Consider the following 16,192-nt stretch of genomic DNA (forward strand, 5'->3'; position numbering starts at 1 on the left):
TATCTACTACTCCAAATTAAGCGCGGTGTTGTTTAATCAATTCAATGAAGTGGTCAAATAGCGGTGCAGCATCATGCGGACCAGGGCTCGCTTCTGGGTGACCCTGGAAGCTGAATGCCGGCTTGTCCGTACGGTGAATACCTTGTAGAGAACCATCAAATAGAGACTTGTGCGTTGCACGTAGGTTCTCAGGTAGCGTTGCTTCGTCCGCAGCAAAACCGTGGTTTTGAGAAGTAATCATGACCACATCACGGTCAATATCTTTAACCGGGTGGTTTGCACCATGATGGCCAAACTTCATTTTTACTGTTTTAGCACCTGAAGCCAACGCTAGGATTTGGTGCCCTAAACAGATACCAAATACCGGCAGAGCTTTATCAAGGAAAACTTTCGTTGCTTCAATCGCGTAAGTACATGGCTCTGGGTCACCAGGGCCATTCGATAGGAATACGCCATCTGGGTTCATCGCTAGTACTTCTTCAGCTGAAGTTTCTGCAGGTACTACAGTTAGACGACAACCGCGGTCAACTAACATACGTAGGATATTGCGTTTCGCACCAAAATCGTAAGCCACTACATGGTATGGCAACTCACTGTCATCTTTAGGTTCAGGTAGACCACCTTCCAGTGTCCACGAACCTTGTTTCCATTCATACGCTTCTTTAGTCGTTACAACTTTCGCTAAGTCCATGCCTTTAAGGCCTGGGAACTCTTTAGCTTTAACCAACGCAAGAGCTTCATCTAGGTTATCGCCTGCCATAATGCAACCGTTCTGAGCGCCTTTCTCACGTAAAATGCGCGTAAGTTTACGCGTATCGATATCAGCAATACCGACGATATTTTGTGATTTAAGGTAATCAGAAAGAGATTTTTCACTACGGAAGTTAGAAGCGATAAGAGGAAGATCGCGAATCACAAGGCCTTGTGCATGAATTGAAGAAGATTCTTCATCTTCGGTATTAGTGCCGGTATTGCCAATGTGAGGATAAGTTAGTGTAACGATTTGTTGAGAATAGGAAGGATCAGTGAGGATTTCTTGGTACCCCGTCATCGAGGTATTAAAAACGACTTCACCAACGGATGAACCATCTGCCCCAATGGACACTCCGCGGAACACTGTCCCATCTTCTAGGACTAACAGTGCTGATTTACTCAAGACAACCTCCAGAATAAAAATGCATAAAATTTAAATTAAATTGCAAATTTGCCTTCCTGTTCGCGTGAAAATCATGCTCTAGGCTAATTTTGACAAATTGGCGGTATTTTAGAGATCGCTGTGACCTATGTCAACGTTAGCAGATAAATTAAACTCAAATTTATTACCTTAGAGCTAAAAAAGAGCTCTAACCCATCAAAAAAGCATGTTTTACTCATTCAAAAACAACATTTATAGGGCTTTGATTTTAAATTAGACAAAAATAGTTTGTTAATAATCGAAATCAGCGCAAAAAAAATAAGCAAACGTTAATATCATTTTTTTATTGTCAAAAATAAAGGAAAGTTGGAGAAATCAACCTCAACATGACAAAATTACTTAAAAAGTTAAAGGATAAGCTAAATTATAGGAAAGAAAATTTGATTAGAAAATGTTAGAGAATTTCTTATGCGCCAAGCGAACCTGACGCATAATTATGTAATTACAGTTCGTTCAAACCAAGTACATCAGTCATGGTGTAAAAACCCGCTGATTTTTGATTCAACCATACTGCGGCACGAATAGCGCCGTTGGCAAATGTCATTCGGTCTGTCGCTTTGTGCGTGATCTCTACTCGTTCACCAATATCAGCAAACATCGCAGTGTGTTCACCAACAATGTCGCCAGCACGAATAGTAGCAAAGCCAATTTCATCTCTGGTGCGTTCACCTGTGATACCTTCACGCGCATACACGGCGACGTCATTGAGCTTGTTACCCATGGCTCCGGCAATCGCTTCGCCCATACCAATAGCCGTACCCGATGGAGCATCGACTTTGTGTCTATGGTGTGCTTCGATAATTTCGATATCGCAGTAATCACCCATCACTTTGGCGGCTTTCTCTAGCAGCTTGAATACAAGGTTCACACCTACACTGTAGTTTGGAGCCATCACAATAGGGATAACTTTCGCGGCTTCATTGATCAGCTCACGCTCTTCATCGGTAAAACCCGTAGTACCAATGATCAGCTTTTTGCCATGCTTCTTACACAGTTCAATATTTGCTAGTGTGCTCGCTGGTGCTGTGAAATCCACGATGACATCAAAGTTATCTACCGCTAATTCCAGATTATCCACCAAAGCGACATCAAATCGACCAACACCACATAACTCACCAACATCCACTCCGACTAGAGAAGACTCAGGACGCTCAGATCCTGCACCCACTGTTGATTCTGAATTATGATGTGCTGCTTTGACCAGATTGCGGCCCATACGTCCAGCTGCGCCTGCAATTGCAATTCTTACCATTGCAAATTTCTCCATTTACTCGTGACTACGCAGTCCTGCATAGTGTTATTCCGATTTACGCTTTTTAAACTACCAACTATCGAGGTTGATAGCTAGCACTTAAGAAAACTCTTTAATAACACGTTCGAGGATTGGAACATTGGCTTCTGGAAACTGGTAATTTACGAGTTCTGCAATGTCTACCCAACGTCCTTCTTGCCCTTCTTTGCCATATGGTTCTTTGTTGAAGTTACTGATGACGATGAAGTCAAACTTCAGTGATTTTTCTGGGTAATCGTATTCCAGATGCTCGAACAGATACTGCTCCGTCACTTCAATGCCAATTTCTTCTTCAAGCTCACGAGTCATCGCTTGTTCAACGCTTTCACCTTCTTCAACTTTGCCACCCGGAAATTCCCAGAAACCACCTTTGTGCAAATTGTCTGGGCGTTTAGTGATAAAGATTTGCGATTTATCCTGATTGAAGATAATACCCGCCACGATATGAATTCGTTTCATCTGTGTTCCTTTGTCTTTCTTTACTTAAAAAAAGAGCCGCCTAAGCGACTCTTTTCTATTTATTTTTATTAGGCAATTTTGCCATGGCACTGCTTATACTTCTTGCCTGAACCGCAAGGACAAGGTTCATTACGACCCACTTTACGTTCAGCTTGAGATTCAGACTCTTCACCATTCGCATTGGCGTGCTGAGCTTGACTCATACGAGCCGCTTGCTCTGCTTGAGCACGGCGTTGCTCCTCCATACGCTCAACTTCTTCTTGCTGTTGAACACGTACTTTAGAAAGAATCGCGATCACGTCTGACTTCAGTGATTCTAGAAGCTCTTCGAACAGCTCAAACGATTCACGCTTGTACTCTTGTTTCGGGTTCTTCTGTGCATAGCCACGTAAGTGAATGCCTTGACGCAAGTGGTCCATAGCAGCAAGGTGCTCTTTCCACAGTGTATCAAGAGTCTGTAGCATTACAGATTTCTCAAAGTTACGCATCACTGAAGCGCCAACCACTTCTTCTTTGTTCTTATAAACCGTTACCGAGTTTTCAAGAATACGTTCGCGAAGTGCTTCTTCATACAGTTTGTCGTCTTCATCCAACCAAGACTGAATAGGCAGATCAAGATCGAAATCGTGCTTCAAGCGATCTTGTAGACCGGCGATATCCCACATGTCATCAAGTGATTGTGGTGGAATGTATTGATCGATCACCGATGTCATAACGTCAGCACGGTTTTGTTCGATCATTTCGCTAATATCGTCAGTGCTCATCAACTCATCACGAAGTTCGTAAACAACGCGACGCTGATCATTGGCAACATCATCATATTCAAGAAGCTGTTTACGAATGTCGAAGTTACGACCTTCAACTTTACGCTGAGCTTTTTCAATTGAGCGAGAAAGCATCTTAGATTCGATCGCTTCACCTTCTTCCATACCGCTTTGAATCAAGCTTGCCATACGGTCTGAAGTGAAAATACGTAGCAGTGTGTCTTCCATTGACAGATAGAAACGAGAAGAACCCGCATCACCCTGACGACCTGAACGACCACGTAGCTGGTTATCGATACGGCGTGATTCGTGACGCTCAGTACCAATGATATGTAAGCCACCGGCTTCTAAAACTTGATCGTGAACTTTACGCCATTCCGCTTTAATTGCGTCAATTTGCTCTTGAGTTGGATTGTTTAGCGATTCAACTTGCATCTGCCAGCTACCGCCAAGCACGATATCCGTACCACGACCAGCCATGTTAGTCGCGATAGTAACTGAACCTGGTTTACCCGCTTCAGCAACGATTTCCGCTTCTTTCTCATGGAACTTCGCGTTCAGTACGCTGTGTTTGATCTTTGCTTTCTTCAGTGCATTAGACAGCAATTCAGATTTTTCTATCGAAACCGTACCAACCAGTACAGGCTGACCTTTTTCAACACAAATTTTAATGTCTTCGATGATAGCAGCAAACTTTTCAGCTTCTGTACGGTACACCATATCCGGCATATCGTTACGAATCATAGGCTTGTTAGTTGGAATAACCACTGTTTCCAAACCATAGATTTGTTGGAATTCGAATGCTTCTGTATCTGCTGTACCTGTCATACCTGACAGTTTTTCGTATAAACGGAAGTAGTTCTGGAAGGTAATCGATGCCAGAGTTTGGTTTTCGTTCTGGATCTTAACGCCTTCTTTCGCTTCAACTGCTTGATGCAAACCATCAGACCAACGACGACCAGGCATAGTACGGCCGGTGTGTTCATCAACGATAACGACTTCACCTTCTTCCGTCACAATGTAGTCGACGTTTTTCTCAAACAGAACGTGAGCACGTAGCGCAGCGTTCACATGGTGAAGCAGACTGATATTCGCAGGAGAGTAAAGTGTATCGCCCTCTTGCATTAAACCATTCTTAACCAGCAACTCCTCAACAAATTCCTGACCAGTTTCAGTGAGGTAAACCTGCTTAGATTTCTCGTCTACAGTGTAGTGACCATCACCGCGGTACTCCTCAGAGTCTTCTTTATCTTGAAGCTGCAGAGACGGAATAAGAGTGTTAATGCGAGTATAGAGCTCAGAACTGTCTTCAGCCGGACCTGAGATAATTAATGGTGTACGTGCTTCATCAATAAGAATTGAGTCAACCTCATCGACAACAGCAAAGAAACGTTCACGTTGCACGCGGTCTTCAGGGCGGAATGCCATGTTGTCACGAAGGTAGTCGAAGCCAAACTCGTTGTTTGTTCCGTATAAGATGTCTGCTTGGTAAGCTTCTTTCTTTGCAGGTGGCGACATGTTAGGTACGTTGATACCAACTGTCAGACCTAGAAATTCAAATAATGGACGGTTTGTTTCTGCGTCACGCTTAGCTAGGTAGTCGTTCACTGTAACAATGTGAACACCTTTGCTTGGCAATGCATTCAGGTACGCTGGAAGCGTTGCAGTCAGTGTTTTACCTTCACCTGTACGCATCTCTGCTATTTGACCAGAATTCAGTACCATACCGCCGATAAGCTGAACATCGAAATGACGCATGCCAAATACACGCTTCGAAGCTTCACGAACAGTAGCAAACGCTTCCGGTAGTAATTGGTCTAGATTTTCACCTTGCTCAAGACGTTGACGAAACTCTACCGTTTTAGCCTTTAGCTCTTCATCGGACAGAGCTTCAAATGCAGGCTCATAATTATTAATTTCTTTTACAATTTTTCTTAGGCGGCGAAGTGTTCTGTCATTACGACTGCCGACCACTTTTGTCAGTAGCTTAGTTATCATTTCTTGTGAATCTCTCTTTGCTTAGATCGTCCGCGATCTCTAAATGCCTTCAGTCTCTACCTGTTTTCAACTAAGGATACTGAGATAAATCATGTATCTTCTGATATTGTGATGATGACGTTTATTTTCAAGACACTAGTGGCGCATAGTTTAAGTAATTTTTCGTTCAACAACCAATAACATTAGGACTTGTTTGCTTTGAGCTTTGTATTTTGTGCACTAAGCCCAATGTTTTAGGCTATCGGGCACTAAAGAATACATCTTCAATCGCTCATTTCAGTCAGCAAAGAATCGTTATAGAATGCTGCAGAACTTTATAAAAGGAGTGCGGAATGCGAGATCATCGCCCCACATCTACAGACGAATTGATTGAGTCATCTCGGCTGAGTAAGTTACAACAGCACGCGAAAGAGATCATCCAGATCAACCAAATATTAAAAACGCTTTTGCCTAAAGGTATTGAACCACATATAAGAGCGGCAAACGTTCGTGGTGGACATTTAGTTTTGGAAGCCGCTAGTGCATCGATCAAAATGAAAGTGGACTATGAGCGGTTGAATATCCTCAACCAGCTGAGAAATCAGGGCTTTGGAAAACTGATCAGCATTGAAATAAAGATCAACCCAGCGATTTATCGCACCCAAAAAGGTTCAAGCAAGGATCAAAAAGAGGCAATTCCTCGCCCCCCACTTTCAGAAAATGCCGCTTCATCGTTGTTAATGGTTGCTCAAAATGCCAACCCTAAGGTTAAACAACGATTAGAGAACATCGCAAAACTCGCGAAAAAGTAACTTTTAAAATATAAAGTAGTTTTACCAACGATAGACACAAAAAAGCCAGACTTAGTCTGGCTTCTTAAAATCTTGATGTTTTACGCTAGAACCACGTTTGGGTCTGCAAACGCTACTGGTGAACCAACTTCCTCTTCGAAAGTCGCCCACTCCCAAGCTTCTTGATCTGCCAATACTTTACGTAGTAATTGGTTATTCAGACCATGACCTGATTTATAAGCACTGAACTCACCAACAATAGCATGACCACACATGTACAAGTCACCAATTGCATCAAGTACTTTGTGAGTCACAAACTCGTTAGCGAAACGCAGGCCTTCTTCGTTAAGAATGCGGTAATCATCCAAAACGATAGCACAGTCAAAGCTGCCACCTAAACATAGGTTTTGCGATTGCAAGTACTCGATATCACGCATGAAACCGAAAGTACGAGCGCGAGAAATCTCTTTGATAAAGCCTTGAGTTGAAAAATCAAACACTAAGCGTTGATCGTCACCATCGATTGCTGGGTGGTCAAACTCAATTTGGAAATCCATTTTGAAGCCGTTATGTGGACGCATTTCAGCCCACTTATCACCATCTTCAAAACGAACAGGCTTTTTAATACGGATGAATCGCTTAGGCGCGTTTTGAGTCTCGATACCTGCTTGTTGAAGAAGGTATACAAACGGACTCGCACTACCATCCATAATTGGAATTTCTGGTGCATCCACTTCGATAATGACGTTATCAATACCCATACCAGCAAGAGCTGCACTTAAGTGCTCTACGGTAGAGATACGAATGCCTTCATCATTAACTAATGCAGTACACAGCATAGTGTCGCGTACAGATTCTGGGTCAGCTGGAAAATCAACTGGTGGATTTACGTCAGTACGACGGTAAATAATACCTGTGTTTGCAGCGGCTGGGCGAAGAGTAAGCGTGACTTTACGACCAGAGTGGAGACCCACACCAGTTGTTTTCACTATCTCTTTCAGAGTACGTTGTCTGATCATCTGTTTGCCTCTAAATCAATGCCACAAAGCTCGGCCGGTAACTTTACCGACCGACATATTACCAAAATTTTGAACACTGTCAAATTGTGGCGGTATTTTAATCAGCCTGACGACGTAAAAACGCAGGTATATCCAGATATCCACTCTCTTTTTCTGGCTTCGGAGCAACATTCTGCCCTTGGCTAGAAGAAGAAGAGGTATTTGACGTCGGTGAAGGCTGTACTTTCACTTCTGTCTTTTCATGCAAAGGCTGTGCCGGTTTCTCTTCCACTTTTGCTGCTACCGCAACTTGTGGTTGAGTGACTGGTGCAACTTTCGCTTTACCGCCTGCAACTAAAGTAATATCTGGTTTTCTTTCGTTACCAATACCTGTAGCTACAACCGTTACGCGAATTTCATCAGCCATATCTGGATCTAACGATGTACCGATAACGACAGTTGCATTGTCAGAAGCAAACGCTTTAACAGTGTTACCAACCGTTTCGAACTCATCAAGTCTCATATCCAGACCAGCAGTGATGTTAACCAATACGCCGCGAGCACCAGCAAGATCGATGTCTTCAAGTAGAGGACTTGAAATTGCCATTTCAGCAGCTTCTTCAGCGCGGTCTTCACCTTTGGCAATACCACTACCCATCATAGCGTGACCCATTTCAGACATTACTGTGCGTACATCTGCAAAGTCCACGTTAATCATGCCAGGGCGAGTGATTAGCTCTGCAATCCCTTGTACTGCATTCTTAAGTACGTCATTCGCGCTAGCAAAGGCTTCAAGTAAAGTGATACCACGACCCAGTACTTTCAACAGTTTTTCATTTGGAATAGTAATCAAAGAGTCAACATGTTTAGAAAGCTCTTCAATTCCTTGTTCAGCAAACGCAAGACGTTTTTTACCTTCAAAGCTAAATGGTTTAGTCACTACAGCAACGGTTAAGATGCCCAGTTCTTTTGCCACTTCAGCAATAACAGGAGCAGCACCAGTACCGGTACCGCCGCCCATACCAGCTGCGATAAACACCATATCGGCACCAGCTAGTAATTCTTTAATTCGATCTCGGCTTTCTAGAGCTGCATCACGTCCCACTTGAGGATTAGCACCTGCGCCCAAACCTTTAGTGATATCACCACCGATTTGAATGACGCTGCTTACGCTGGTTTTGCGAAGTGCTTGTGCATCCGTGTTGATACTGATGAATTCCACGCCTTCAATGGACTCACGCACCATATGTTCTACAGCGTTACCGCCGCCGCCACCAACTCCAACAACTTTAATTACCGCGTCGTCAGACATTTCCATCATCGGTTCAAACATGTGTTATCTCCGTTTTTCCTGCAACTCAGGTTAAAACTCTTTTTGTATCCAATTACGCAAACGACCAAATACACTAGACACTGATTGGCGCTTAGGCTCTTGAAACTCAATGTCGTCATTAATTTGACTGTCTTTCGCGTAATGAAGTAAACCAACTGCCGTAGAATGATACGGCTCTTTAACGTAATCAGTAAGTCCACTCACTTCGAGAGGCTTACCTACCCTAACTTGATTGCGGAATACACGCTCTGCACATTCCACTAAACCTTCAATTTGCGAAGCACCACCAGTTAGAACAACACCTGCAGCTAAATGGTGCTTAATGCCTTCTTTTCGCAAATTCTCTTGGACAGTATCGATAGTCTGGTTAACTAAGCCCATTAACTCAGTGTAGCGAGGCTCAATCACTTCCGACAAGGTTTGACGTTGTAAACTTCGTGATGGTCTTCCGCCAACACTTGGTACGTTTACCGTATCATCCTTACTCACCAACTCACTTAACGCACAACCGTACTTAACTTTGATCTCTTCAGCGTCGTTAACTGGGGTGCCGAAAGCAAACGCTATATCGCTTGTAACCGCATTGCCCGCGTACGAGAATACTTCTGTATGTCTTAGCGCACCACCAGTCCAAATAGCGATATCCATCGTACCTGCACCAATGTCAATAACACACACACCAAGCTCTCGCTCGTCTTCAGTGATAACAGCATTACTTGCTGCTAACCCTGAATACACTAACTGCTCAACTTTCAATCCGCAACGTTCAACAGCTTTAATAATGTTTCTTGCCATATCACTATGGCAAGTAATCAAGTGCACGCTGACTTCCATGCGTACTCCCGATAATCCTAGCGGATTTTTTATACCTTCCTGATAATCAATCGTAAATTCTTGAGGAATTACATGCAAAATACGCTGTTCCTCACTAATTTTAATCGACTTCGCGGTATGAATAGCACGATCCATATCTTCTTGAGAAACTTCGCCCTCAGAAATAGTTCCCATGCCTTTTTCAATTCTACTTGTAATATGTCGACCAGAGATCGATAGAAACACATTACTAATTTGGCACTCAGCCATCAATTCAGCTTGGTCAATTGCACGCTGAACAGATTTAACCACCGACTCTAGATCATTTACGCCGCCTTTATCCATTCCTCTGGAAGGGCTGGTACCTGCGCCAATGATATTAATTTGACCGTCAGGAAGTAATTCACCAACTAAGGCTGAAACGGTGGCTGTGCCTATATCGAGACCAACAATTAATTTGTCATCAGCTGTTTTACTCATCTGTGCTCTCTTGCGCTAATTCTTGATCAGGAAACCAACCAACGGCCGCTCCGGTATCGTATCTGAGATCGATATAACTCACTCGTTCAGCATCATTACCTAGCTGCTTGTAGAGTAAAAAGAAACGGTTAATTCGCTCTTCTAAAGACTCTTTTCCTAATTCTAAGCGAATTCCATTGTCTAAAATAATTTGCCAAGCTCGACGCTCGTTTAATACCAGAGAGGATATATTTAAACCAATCTGCTGAAATTTAGGGCTGTATTCTTTCCAAATATTTAAAACTTCAGGTGCACTGCCATCTGGTCCATATAGTTTTACGTGTTCTTCATTTACTTGAGCAATATCGCCATTAAAGACAATACCTTTATCATCAAGCAACGAATTACCATTCCAAATAGCTTTAACCTGATATTCAGTTAAAAATACTTTTATTGTGTCTGGCCACTGTTTGCGGATTGAAGCATGAGATACCCAAGGAATTGACTGAGCACTGGATTGCAGCTCGTTAATATCCTGCGACATAAATGTGCCAATATGATCAAGTTGACCAAAAGCACGCTGAACATCAAACGCGGATACGTATTGTAAGTCACCTTGCAAAACTATCTTTGAGAGCGGCAGCCTCTCTTCATCCCACATCCAACTGATCGTTGAATACAACAAAACACCAACCAACAACAACACCATAAGTAAAAAGCTGGCACCTACGATGTGCTCTCTGACTAATGGTGAACGGGACATAATACGACCTTGAGAAAATGTACTATTTATCAAAGTTCGTTGTTCCTGTTGACGACTGGCAATTTAATTCCCTATTTCAATGTACAATAGAGGCAAAAGCAATAACTTTAACCTAAGGATTATACTGAGGACACTAAAAGTATCAAACACTCAAATAAATAAAACTGGTAGGAGTACCACCAATATCACGAATGGGACACCCATAAGCAACGAATTTAATATTTTTGCATCTTTTCAATATTCAATTGTAAAGATTGTAAGTGTTTGGCTACTTTGCCCACATCACCAGCGCCTTGAGTCAGAACTAAGTCACCATCTTGTAATACATTAGCTAACACAGCAGGCAAAGTCTTACTATCTGAAACGAAGATAGGGTCAACTTTTCCTCGACTACGAATGGTTCGACAAAGTGAACGACCATCTGCACCTGCAATTGGCTTTTCACCTGCAGAATAAACATCCAGCATAATCAGTACATCGACCTGCTCTAGCACATTAGCAAAATCGTCATAGAGATCGCGAGTACGAGTATAACGGTGTGGCTGGAATATCATCACCAGACGCTTATCAGTCCAGCCGCTACGAGCAGCTTTGATGGTAACGTCCACTTCTGTTGGATGGTGGCCATAGTCGTCCACCAGCATTGCAACACCATTACCGGTTTCGAATTCACCTAAATGGTCAAAGCGACGACCTGTACCTTGTGTACTAATCAATGCTTTTAGAATGGCTTCATCACTGATGTCATCTTCCGTCGCAACCGCTATTGCAGCCGAAGCATTAAGAGCATTGTGGCGACCAGGGATGTTCAGCGTAATATCTAAATTCTGTTTTCCTTTACGAACAACCGTGAACTGGCCTTGTTGTCCTTGCTGACGGTAGTTTTCAATACGCACATCCGCATCTTCAGAGAAACCATAAGTAATAACCTGACGGCTAATTCGTGGAATCAGTTCACGAACCACTGGATCATCAATACATAAAATGGCTTGACCGTAAAATGGCAGATTATGCAAGAAGTCGACGAACGTCTGCTTCAACGTTTCAAAGTCACCGCCATAAGTATCCATATGGTCAGCTTCAATGTTGGTCACAATGGTAGCCATTGGCTGCAAGTGAAGGAATGATGCATCACTCTCATCGGCTTCAGCAATCAATACGCGGCTTGAGCCTAAACGAGCGTTTGTGCCCGCGCTTTTCACTAAACCACCGTTAACAAAAGTCGGGTCCATACCTGCTTCTGAATAGATTTGAGTCACTAGAGCGGTAGTGGTTGTTTTGCCGTGCGTACCCGCAACTGCGATACCATGACGAAAGCGCATCAACTCAGCTAACATTTCAGCGCGACGTACAATTGGAATACGCTTTTCACGAGCCGCTTGAATTTCTGGGTTTTGCTCATTAATCGCCGTTGATACAACCACCACACTTGCTTGGTCAATGTTCGACGCTTGATGACCAATGAATACAGACGCACCGATACTTTCTAAACGTTCGGTCACCGCATTAGCCGCGATGTCAGAGCCTGTGATCTGATAACCTTCATTCAGCAACACTTCCGCTATACCGCTCATACCTGCACCACCTATGCCGATAAAGTGTATGCATTTAACTCGGCGCATTTCAGGCACCATTGCTCGGATTTGAGCTAAGTCTTGAGTATGTTTGATCTTCATGAATAGGTTCTCATTTCTCAGTAATAGCGATAATGGCATCAGCAACCACTTGGTCTGCATCTAATTTTGCTGCTTGACGAGCTTTGTTAGCCATATCTAATAATTGGGTACGTTCGAGTTGAGCAATAGTTTGACTGAGCTTTTCAACCGTCAATTGCGGTTGTTCTATCATTTTGGCTGCGCCACATTCTACTAAATGATCGGCATTCAGTGCTTGTTGCCTATCTTTGTGCATAAATGGGATAAAAATAGCAGCAACGCCCGCTGCTGAAATTTCTGAAACCGTTAACGCACCAGAGCGACAAACTAACAAATCCGCCCATGCATAAGCTTGCGCAACATCATCAATAAATTCGGTTACCTGAAAGTTCTTAGCACCAGCCACTTGGTAAGCTTGCTCAACTTCCGCTTGATTGTCTTTACCAGCCTGATGACGCACTTCATAGCCTTCGCCTAATTTAGCCATCACTTCCGGTAATGTTTGATTGAGAATTCTAGCACCTTGGCTACCGCCCATGACCAACACACGGATAGGGCCACTGCGTTCAGCAAGACGTTGATTCGGCTCGGGCAGTTCAACGACATCCGTACGAACAGGGTTTCCGACCACAGGCGCATTCGGAAATGCACCATTGAAAGCCTGAAACACTCGCGATGCAATTTTCGATAACCACTGATTGGTTAAGCCTGCGACCGCATTTTGTTCATGCAGAATAACGGGAATACCTTGCAACCAAGCAGCGATACCACCAGGTCCGCTGACGTATCCGCCCATACCAAGTACCGCATCAGGTTGCCAAGCTTTCATGTGGCGTCTGGCTTGCAAAATGGCATTAATGATTTGAAAAGGCGCTTTAATCAAACGAGCAATACCTTGCCCACGCAACCCTTTTACACGAATAAAATCAATCTCAATACCATGCTTAGGTACTAAGTCGGCTTCCATTCGGTCAGCCGTACCTAACCAGCGAATTTCCCAGCCTTGCTGTTGAAGCTTCTTCGCCACTGCCAATCCCGGGAAAACGTGACCGCCAGTACCACCAGCCATCACCATTAAACGTTTCTTATTCTTCATCCGTATTTTCTTCTATCTGTCGAACTCGTTCTACTCGGCATTCATGATCAATACGAAGCAAAATAGATACTGCTACCGACATAACAATTAAACTGGAACCACCGTAACTAATCAGGGGTAAAGTAAGACCTTTGGTTGGCACCATACCAGCAGCAGCACCAACGTTAACCAGCGTTTGAAAAGCAAACCAGATACCGATACTGAGTGCCAAATAGCCACCAAACTGGTGGTCATGTTCAAATGCCTTTTTACCGATGAAAGCCGCTTTGAGAACCAGACTAAATATCAGCATTAAAATCAGCACTACGCCAACGAAGCCAAGTTCTTCACCTACGACTGCAAATACGAAGTCTGTATGTGCTTCAGGCAAATATTCTAGCTTTTGAATGGAATTACCTAGCCCCTGACCAAACCACTCACCACGGCCAAAAGCCATCAGTGATTGGGTTAACTGATAACCGCTTCCGAACGGGTCATCCCAAGGGTCAAGAAAAGAAGTTACACGGCGTATACGATAAGGTTCTGCGGCAATGAGTCCGACAATCACCAAAATACCGGCCACCATTAAGGCGAGGAACTGGGACAACTTCGCACCAGCAATAAACAACATGCCGAACAAAGTCACCAGCATCACAACCACAGTACCTAAGTCCGGCTGCAACAGCAGCAATACCGCTAACGCCATAAACACCAAGATAGGTTTGATGAATCCGCCAAAGAAAGTCTCCCGAACTTCATCCTGTTTACGAACCAAGTAACCCGACATAAAGATGAACAGTGACAGCTTTGCGACCTCTGCTGGCTGCAAGTTAAATAGCCCCAAAGGAATCCAGCGAGATGCACCGTTAACCGATTTACCACCGATCAGTACCACAACTAACAGAAAAAAGGATATAGCGAGTAATGCAGAGCTATATTGAGACCAACGCTGAATAGGTATTTGCAAAATGACCGATGAGGTAATGATTGCTAATAACAAGAACAGAGCATGGCGAAACATAAAGTGGAACGGTTGATCCGTTAGCCTTGAACTGATCGGAAACGATGCGGATGTCACCATCACAAGACCAATCAACATTAAACCCAATGCTATCCAGACGAGCTGACGATCAAACAAAGCCTCTGGGGAGGGTGTTCGTAGCCACTTATGAATAGAATTTATTGGTTTAAATCGTCCCAAAACATTACCTTTCGATTACTTGACTCTTAGGCTCAAGTTACTTATCTGCAAATTGTTTAGCTAGAGCGGCAAACTGCTCGCCTCGGTCCATAAAGTTCTTAAACTGATCCATGCTGGCACAAGCAGGTGACAGTAACACCATATCGCCTTGTTTTAGCTCAGGATGAATGGTTTTAACTACCTGTTCCATTGTCTCAAATCGACGTGCAGACGAGTGAAGAGGCATAAACTGATCGCCATCTGCGCCAAAACAACAAAGTTTCAGAGGTAAAGTTGCGAATACAGGCTTGAGCGAAGAGAAATCTGCGCCTTTACCGAGTCCGCCAACCATCAAATACAAACGCCCTTCCAGAGATAAACCTGATAGCGCCGCTAGCGTGCTTGCTACGTTTGTGGCTTTCGAGTCATTTACCCACTTAACACCATTTTTGTCTTCAACCACCTGACAACGATGCGTCAATCCGGTGTAAGACTTCAATGCACTGAGCAGTGAGTCACTGTAATCAATACCAGCCGCTTTAAGTAACGCCAGAACAGTTAATACATTGGCTACATTGTGACGCCCGACTAAGCTCAGCTCTGCCGATGGTAATACAGCTTCATCAACAGCCATTAACCACTCTTGCCCTTGGTTCTCTTTAGTGTAGAAATCCGCAGGATTATCTAAGCCAAAACTCACCAGATTAGCGCTGTTTGAATCTGGATAGGTTTGACGATCATCGGCGTTCACAACTAAGGTTTCAGCATGTTCAAAGATGCGTAATTTAGCTTGGCGGTAAGATTCCATACCGTCATAGCGATCCATATGATCTTCAGAAAGATTTAAAAATGCTGCCGCTTTAAGCTTTAGGCTGGAAGTCGTTTCAAGTTGAAAACTCGACAGTTCAAGAACATAAAGATCAGAATCTTCAGAGAGCAAATCGAGCGCTGGAACACCGATATTGCCACCAATCGAAGTTTTAATCCCAGCCGCGTTGCCTAGCACACCCATGAGGTCGGTAACTGTACTTTTACCATTGGATCCCGTAATTGCGACTACTGGTTTTTGCACTTGCCAAGCAAACAGTTCGATATCACCTACTACAGGAATATTGGCGGCAATCGCTTGCTGAACCTGCGGTGTCGCTAACGCAATCCCCGGATTTGCCACGATCAAATCTGCGGCCAACAACCAATCCATATTCCAGCCGCCGCTATGCAAAGCAACGTCTGCCGGAAGCTGTTCTTTGCTCGGCGGATTTTCGCGAGTATCAATCACTTTCACCTCAATTTGAGGATGAAACTTTCGCAGATAATTAACGACAGAGAGCCCGGTAATACCGAGCCCTACGACCACAACATGCTGAATGCCTTGCCAACGGTCCATTTTAAATCCATATCCTTTGGGGATGTTCCCCAATCATTATTTCTGTTTAGCT

General features: G+C 43.7%; 13 protein-coding genes. 1 reads left to right on the forward strand and 12 read right to left on the reverse strand.

Translation table 11 applies throughout. From position 1 onward, the window contains the following. Window positions 1-16 precede the first annotated feature (16 nt). The 4 genes from carA to secA form a co-directional block, all read right to left on the reverse strand. The gene (carA, locus tag L3V23_RS04150) at window positions 17-1,156 is read right to left on the reverse strand and encodes a glutamine-hydrolyzing carbamoyl-phosphate synthase small subunit (RefSeq protein WP_042480420.1); all 1,140 of its coding nucleotides are present in this window, start codon (window positions 1,154-1,156) and stop codon (window positions 17-19) included. 481 nt (window positions 1,157-1,637) lie between these two features. Continuing rightward, on the reverse strand, window positions 1,638-2,447 hold the full coding sequence (gene dapB / locus L3V23_RS04155; protein WP_102966088.1) for a 4-hydroxy-tetrahydrodipicolinate reductase: 810 nt from the start codon (window positions 2,445-2,447) through the stop codon (window positions 1,638-1,640). 99 nt (window positions 2,448-2,546) lie between these two features. Further along, the gene (gene mutT, locus L3V23_RS04160; protein WP_102966087.1) at window positions 2,547-2,945 is read right to left on the reverse strand and encodes an 8-oxo-dGTP diphosphatase MutT; all 399 of its coding nucleotides are present in this window, start codon (window positions 2,943-2,945) and stop codon (window positions 2,547-2,549) included. 68 nt (window positions 2,946-3,013) lie between these two features. Further along, window positions 3,014-5,707 carry a preprotein translocase subunit SecA gene (gene secA / locus L3V23_RS04165; protein WP_042480427.1) on the reverse strand — a complete coding sequence of 898 codons (2,694 nt, stop codon included), beginning with the start codon at window positions 5,705-5,707 and terminating at the stop codon, window positions 3,014-3,016. Between the two features lie 332 nt (window positions 5,708-6,039). Here secA and L3V23_RS04170 point away from each other — a divergent pair, with 332 nt between their 5' ends. Next, window positions 6,040-6,498, forward strand: coding sequence for a DciA family protein (locus L3V23_RS04170; protein ID WP_042480431.1), 459 nt, complete (start codon window positions 6,040-6,042; stop codon window positions 6,496-6,498). A gap of 80 nt (window positions 6,499-6,578) precedes the next feature. Here L3V23_RS04170 and lpxC read toward each other — a convergent pair whose 3' ends face one another. The 8 genes from lpxC to murD all read right to left on the reverse strand — a co-directional run bounded on the left by lpxC (window position 6,579) and on the right by murD (window position 16,140). Then, window positions 6,579-7,496 carry a UDP-3-O-acyl-N-acetylglucosamine deacetylase gene (gene lpxC / locus L3V23_RS04175; RefSeq protein ID WP_042480433.1) on the reverse strand — a complete coding sequence of 306 codons (918 nt, stop codon included), beginning with the start codon at window positions 7,494-7,496 and terminating at the stop codon, window positions 6,579-6,581. Window positions 7,497-7,593: 97 nt separating this feature from the next. Then, window positions 7,594-8,808: a cell division protein FtsZ gene (gene ftsZ, locus L3V23_RS04180; RefSeq protein WP_042480436.1), complete on the reverse strand. Its 1,215-nt coding sequence runs from the start codon at window positions 8,806-8,808 to the stop codon at window positions 7,594-7,596. Between the two features lie 30 nt (window positions 8,809-8,838). Further along, complete coding sequence (gene ftsA, locus L3V23_RS04185) at window positions 8,839-10,101, reverse strand: cell division protein FtsA (protein ID WP_102940468.1); 1,263 nt, start codon at window positions 10,099-10,101, stop codon at window positions 8,839-8,841. Next, window positions 10,094-10,843 (reverse strand): cell division protein FtsQ/DivIB, encoded by a 750-nt coding sequence (locus L3V23_RS04190; protein WP_102954427.1) that lies wholly within the window; start codon window positions 10,841-10,843, stop codon window positions 10,094-10,096. Before L3V23_RS04190 ends, ftsA begins: the two co-directional genes overlap by 8 nt. A 215-nt stretch (window positions 10,844-11,058) precedes the next feature. Then, window positions 11,059-12,519, reverse strand: coding sequence for a UDP-N-acetylmuramate--L-alanine ligase (murC, locus tag L3V23_RS04195; RefSeq protein WP_102954428.1), 1,461 nt, complete (start codon window positions 12,517-12,519; stop codon window positions 11,059-11,061). Window positions 12,520-12,529: 10 nt separating this feature from the next. Continuing rightward, complete coding sequence (murG, locus tag L3V23_RS04200) at window positions 12,530-13,594, reverse strand: undecaprenyldiphospho-muramoylpentapeptide beta-N-acetylglucosaminyltransferase (RefSeq protein WP_102954429.1); 1,065 nt, start codon at window positions 13,592-13,594, stop codon at window positions 12,530-12,532. Beyond that, a complete protein-coding gene (gene ftsW / locus L3V23_RS04205; RefSeq protein WP_042480449.1) occupies window positions 13,584-14,774 on the reverse strand; it encodes a cell division protein FtsW in 1,191 nt (396 codons plus the stop codon). The genes murG and ftsW overlap by 11 nt, the downstream gene beginning before the upstream one ends. Before the next feature lie 37 nt (window positions 14,775-14,811). Further along, complete coding sequence (gene murD, locus L3V23_RS04210; RefSeq protein ID WP_042480452.1) at window positions 14,812-16,140, reverse strand: UDP-N-acetylmuramoyl-L-alanine--D-glutamate ligase; 1,329 nt, start codon at window positions 16,138-16,140, stop codon at window positions 14,812-14,814. Window positions 16,141-16,192: the final 52 nt, after the last annotated feature.

This window comes from Vibrio sp. A1-b2 (assembly GCF_021726015.1).
Taxonomy (GTDB): domain Bacteria; phylum Pseudomonadota; class Gammaproteobacteria; order Enterobacterales; family Vibrionaceae; genus Vibrio; species Vibrio diazotrophicus.

Excerpts from the sequence above, each read along its gene's own strand:
- dapB (WP_102966088.1), bottom strand. The coding sequence starts at position 2,447 with ATGGTAAGAATTGCAATTGCAGGCGCAGCTGGACGTATGGGCCGCAAT.
- mutT (WP_102966087.1), bottom strand. The coding sequence starts at position 2,945 with ATGAAACGAATTCATATCGTGGCGGGTATTATCTTCAATCAGGATAAA.
- secA (WP_042480427.1), bottom strand. The coding sequence starts at position 5,707 with ATGATAACTAAGCTACTGACAAAAGTGGTCGGCAGTCGTAATGACAGA.
- L3V23_RS04170 (WP_042480431.1), top strand. The coding sequence starts at position 6,040 with ATGCGAGATCATCGCCCCACATCTACAGACGAATTGATTGAGTCATCT.
- lpxC (WP_042480433.1), bottom strand. The coding sequence starts at position 7,496 with ATGATCAGACAACGTACTCTGAAAGAGATAGTGAAAACAACTGGTGTG.
- ftsZ (WP_042480436.1), bottom strand. The coding sequence starts at position 8,808 with ATGTTTGAACCGATGATGGAAATGTCTGACGACGCGGTAATTAAAGTT.
- ftsA (WP_102940468.1), bottom strand. The coding sequence starts at position 10,101 with ATGAGTAAAACAGCTGATGACAAATTAATTGTTGGTCTCGATATAGGC.
- L3V23_RS04190 (WP_102954427.1), bottom strand. The coding sequence starts at position 10,843 with ATGTCCCGTTCACCATTAGTCAGAGAGCACATCGTAGGTGCCAGCTTT.
- murC (WP_102954428.1), bottom strand. The coding sequence starts at position 12,519 with ATGAAGATCAAACATACTCAAGACTTAGCTCAAATCCGAGCAATGGTG.
- murG (WP_102954429.1), bottom strand. The coding sequence starts at position 13,594 with ATGAAGAATAAGAAACGTTTAATGGTGATGGCTGGTGGTACTGGCGGT.
- murD (WP_042480452.1), bottom strand. The coding sequence starts at position 16,140 with ATGGACCGTTGGCAAGGCATTCAGCATGTTGTGGTCGTAGGGCTCGGT.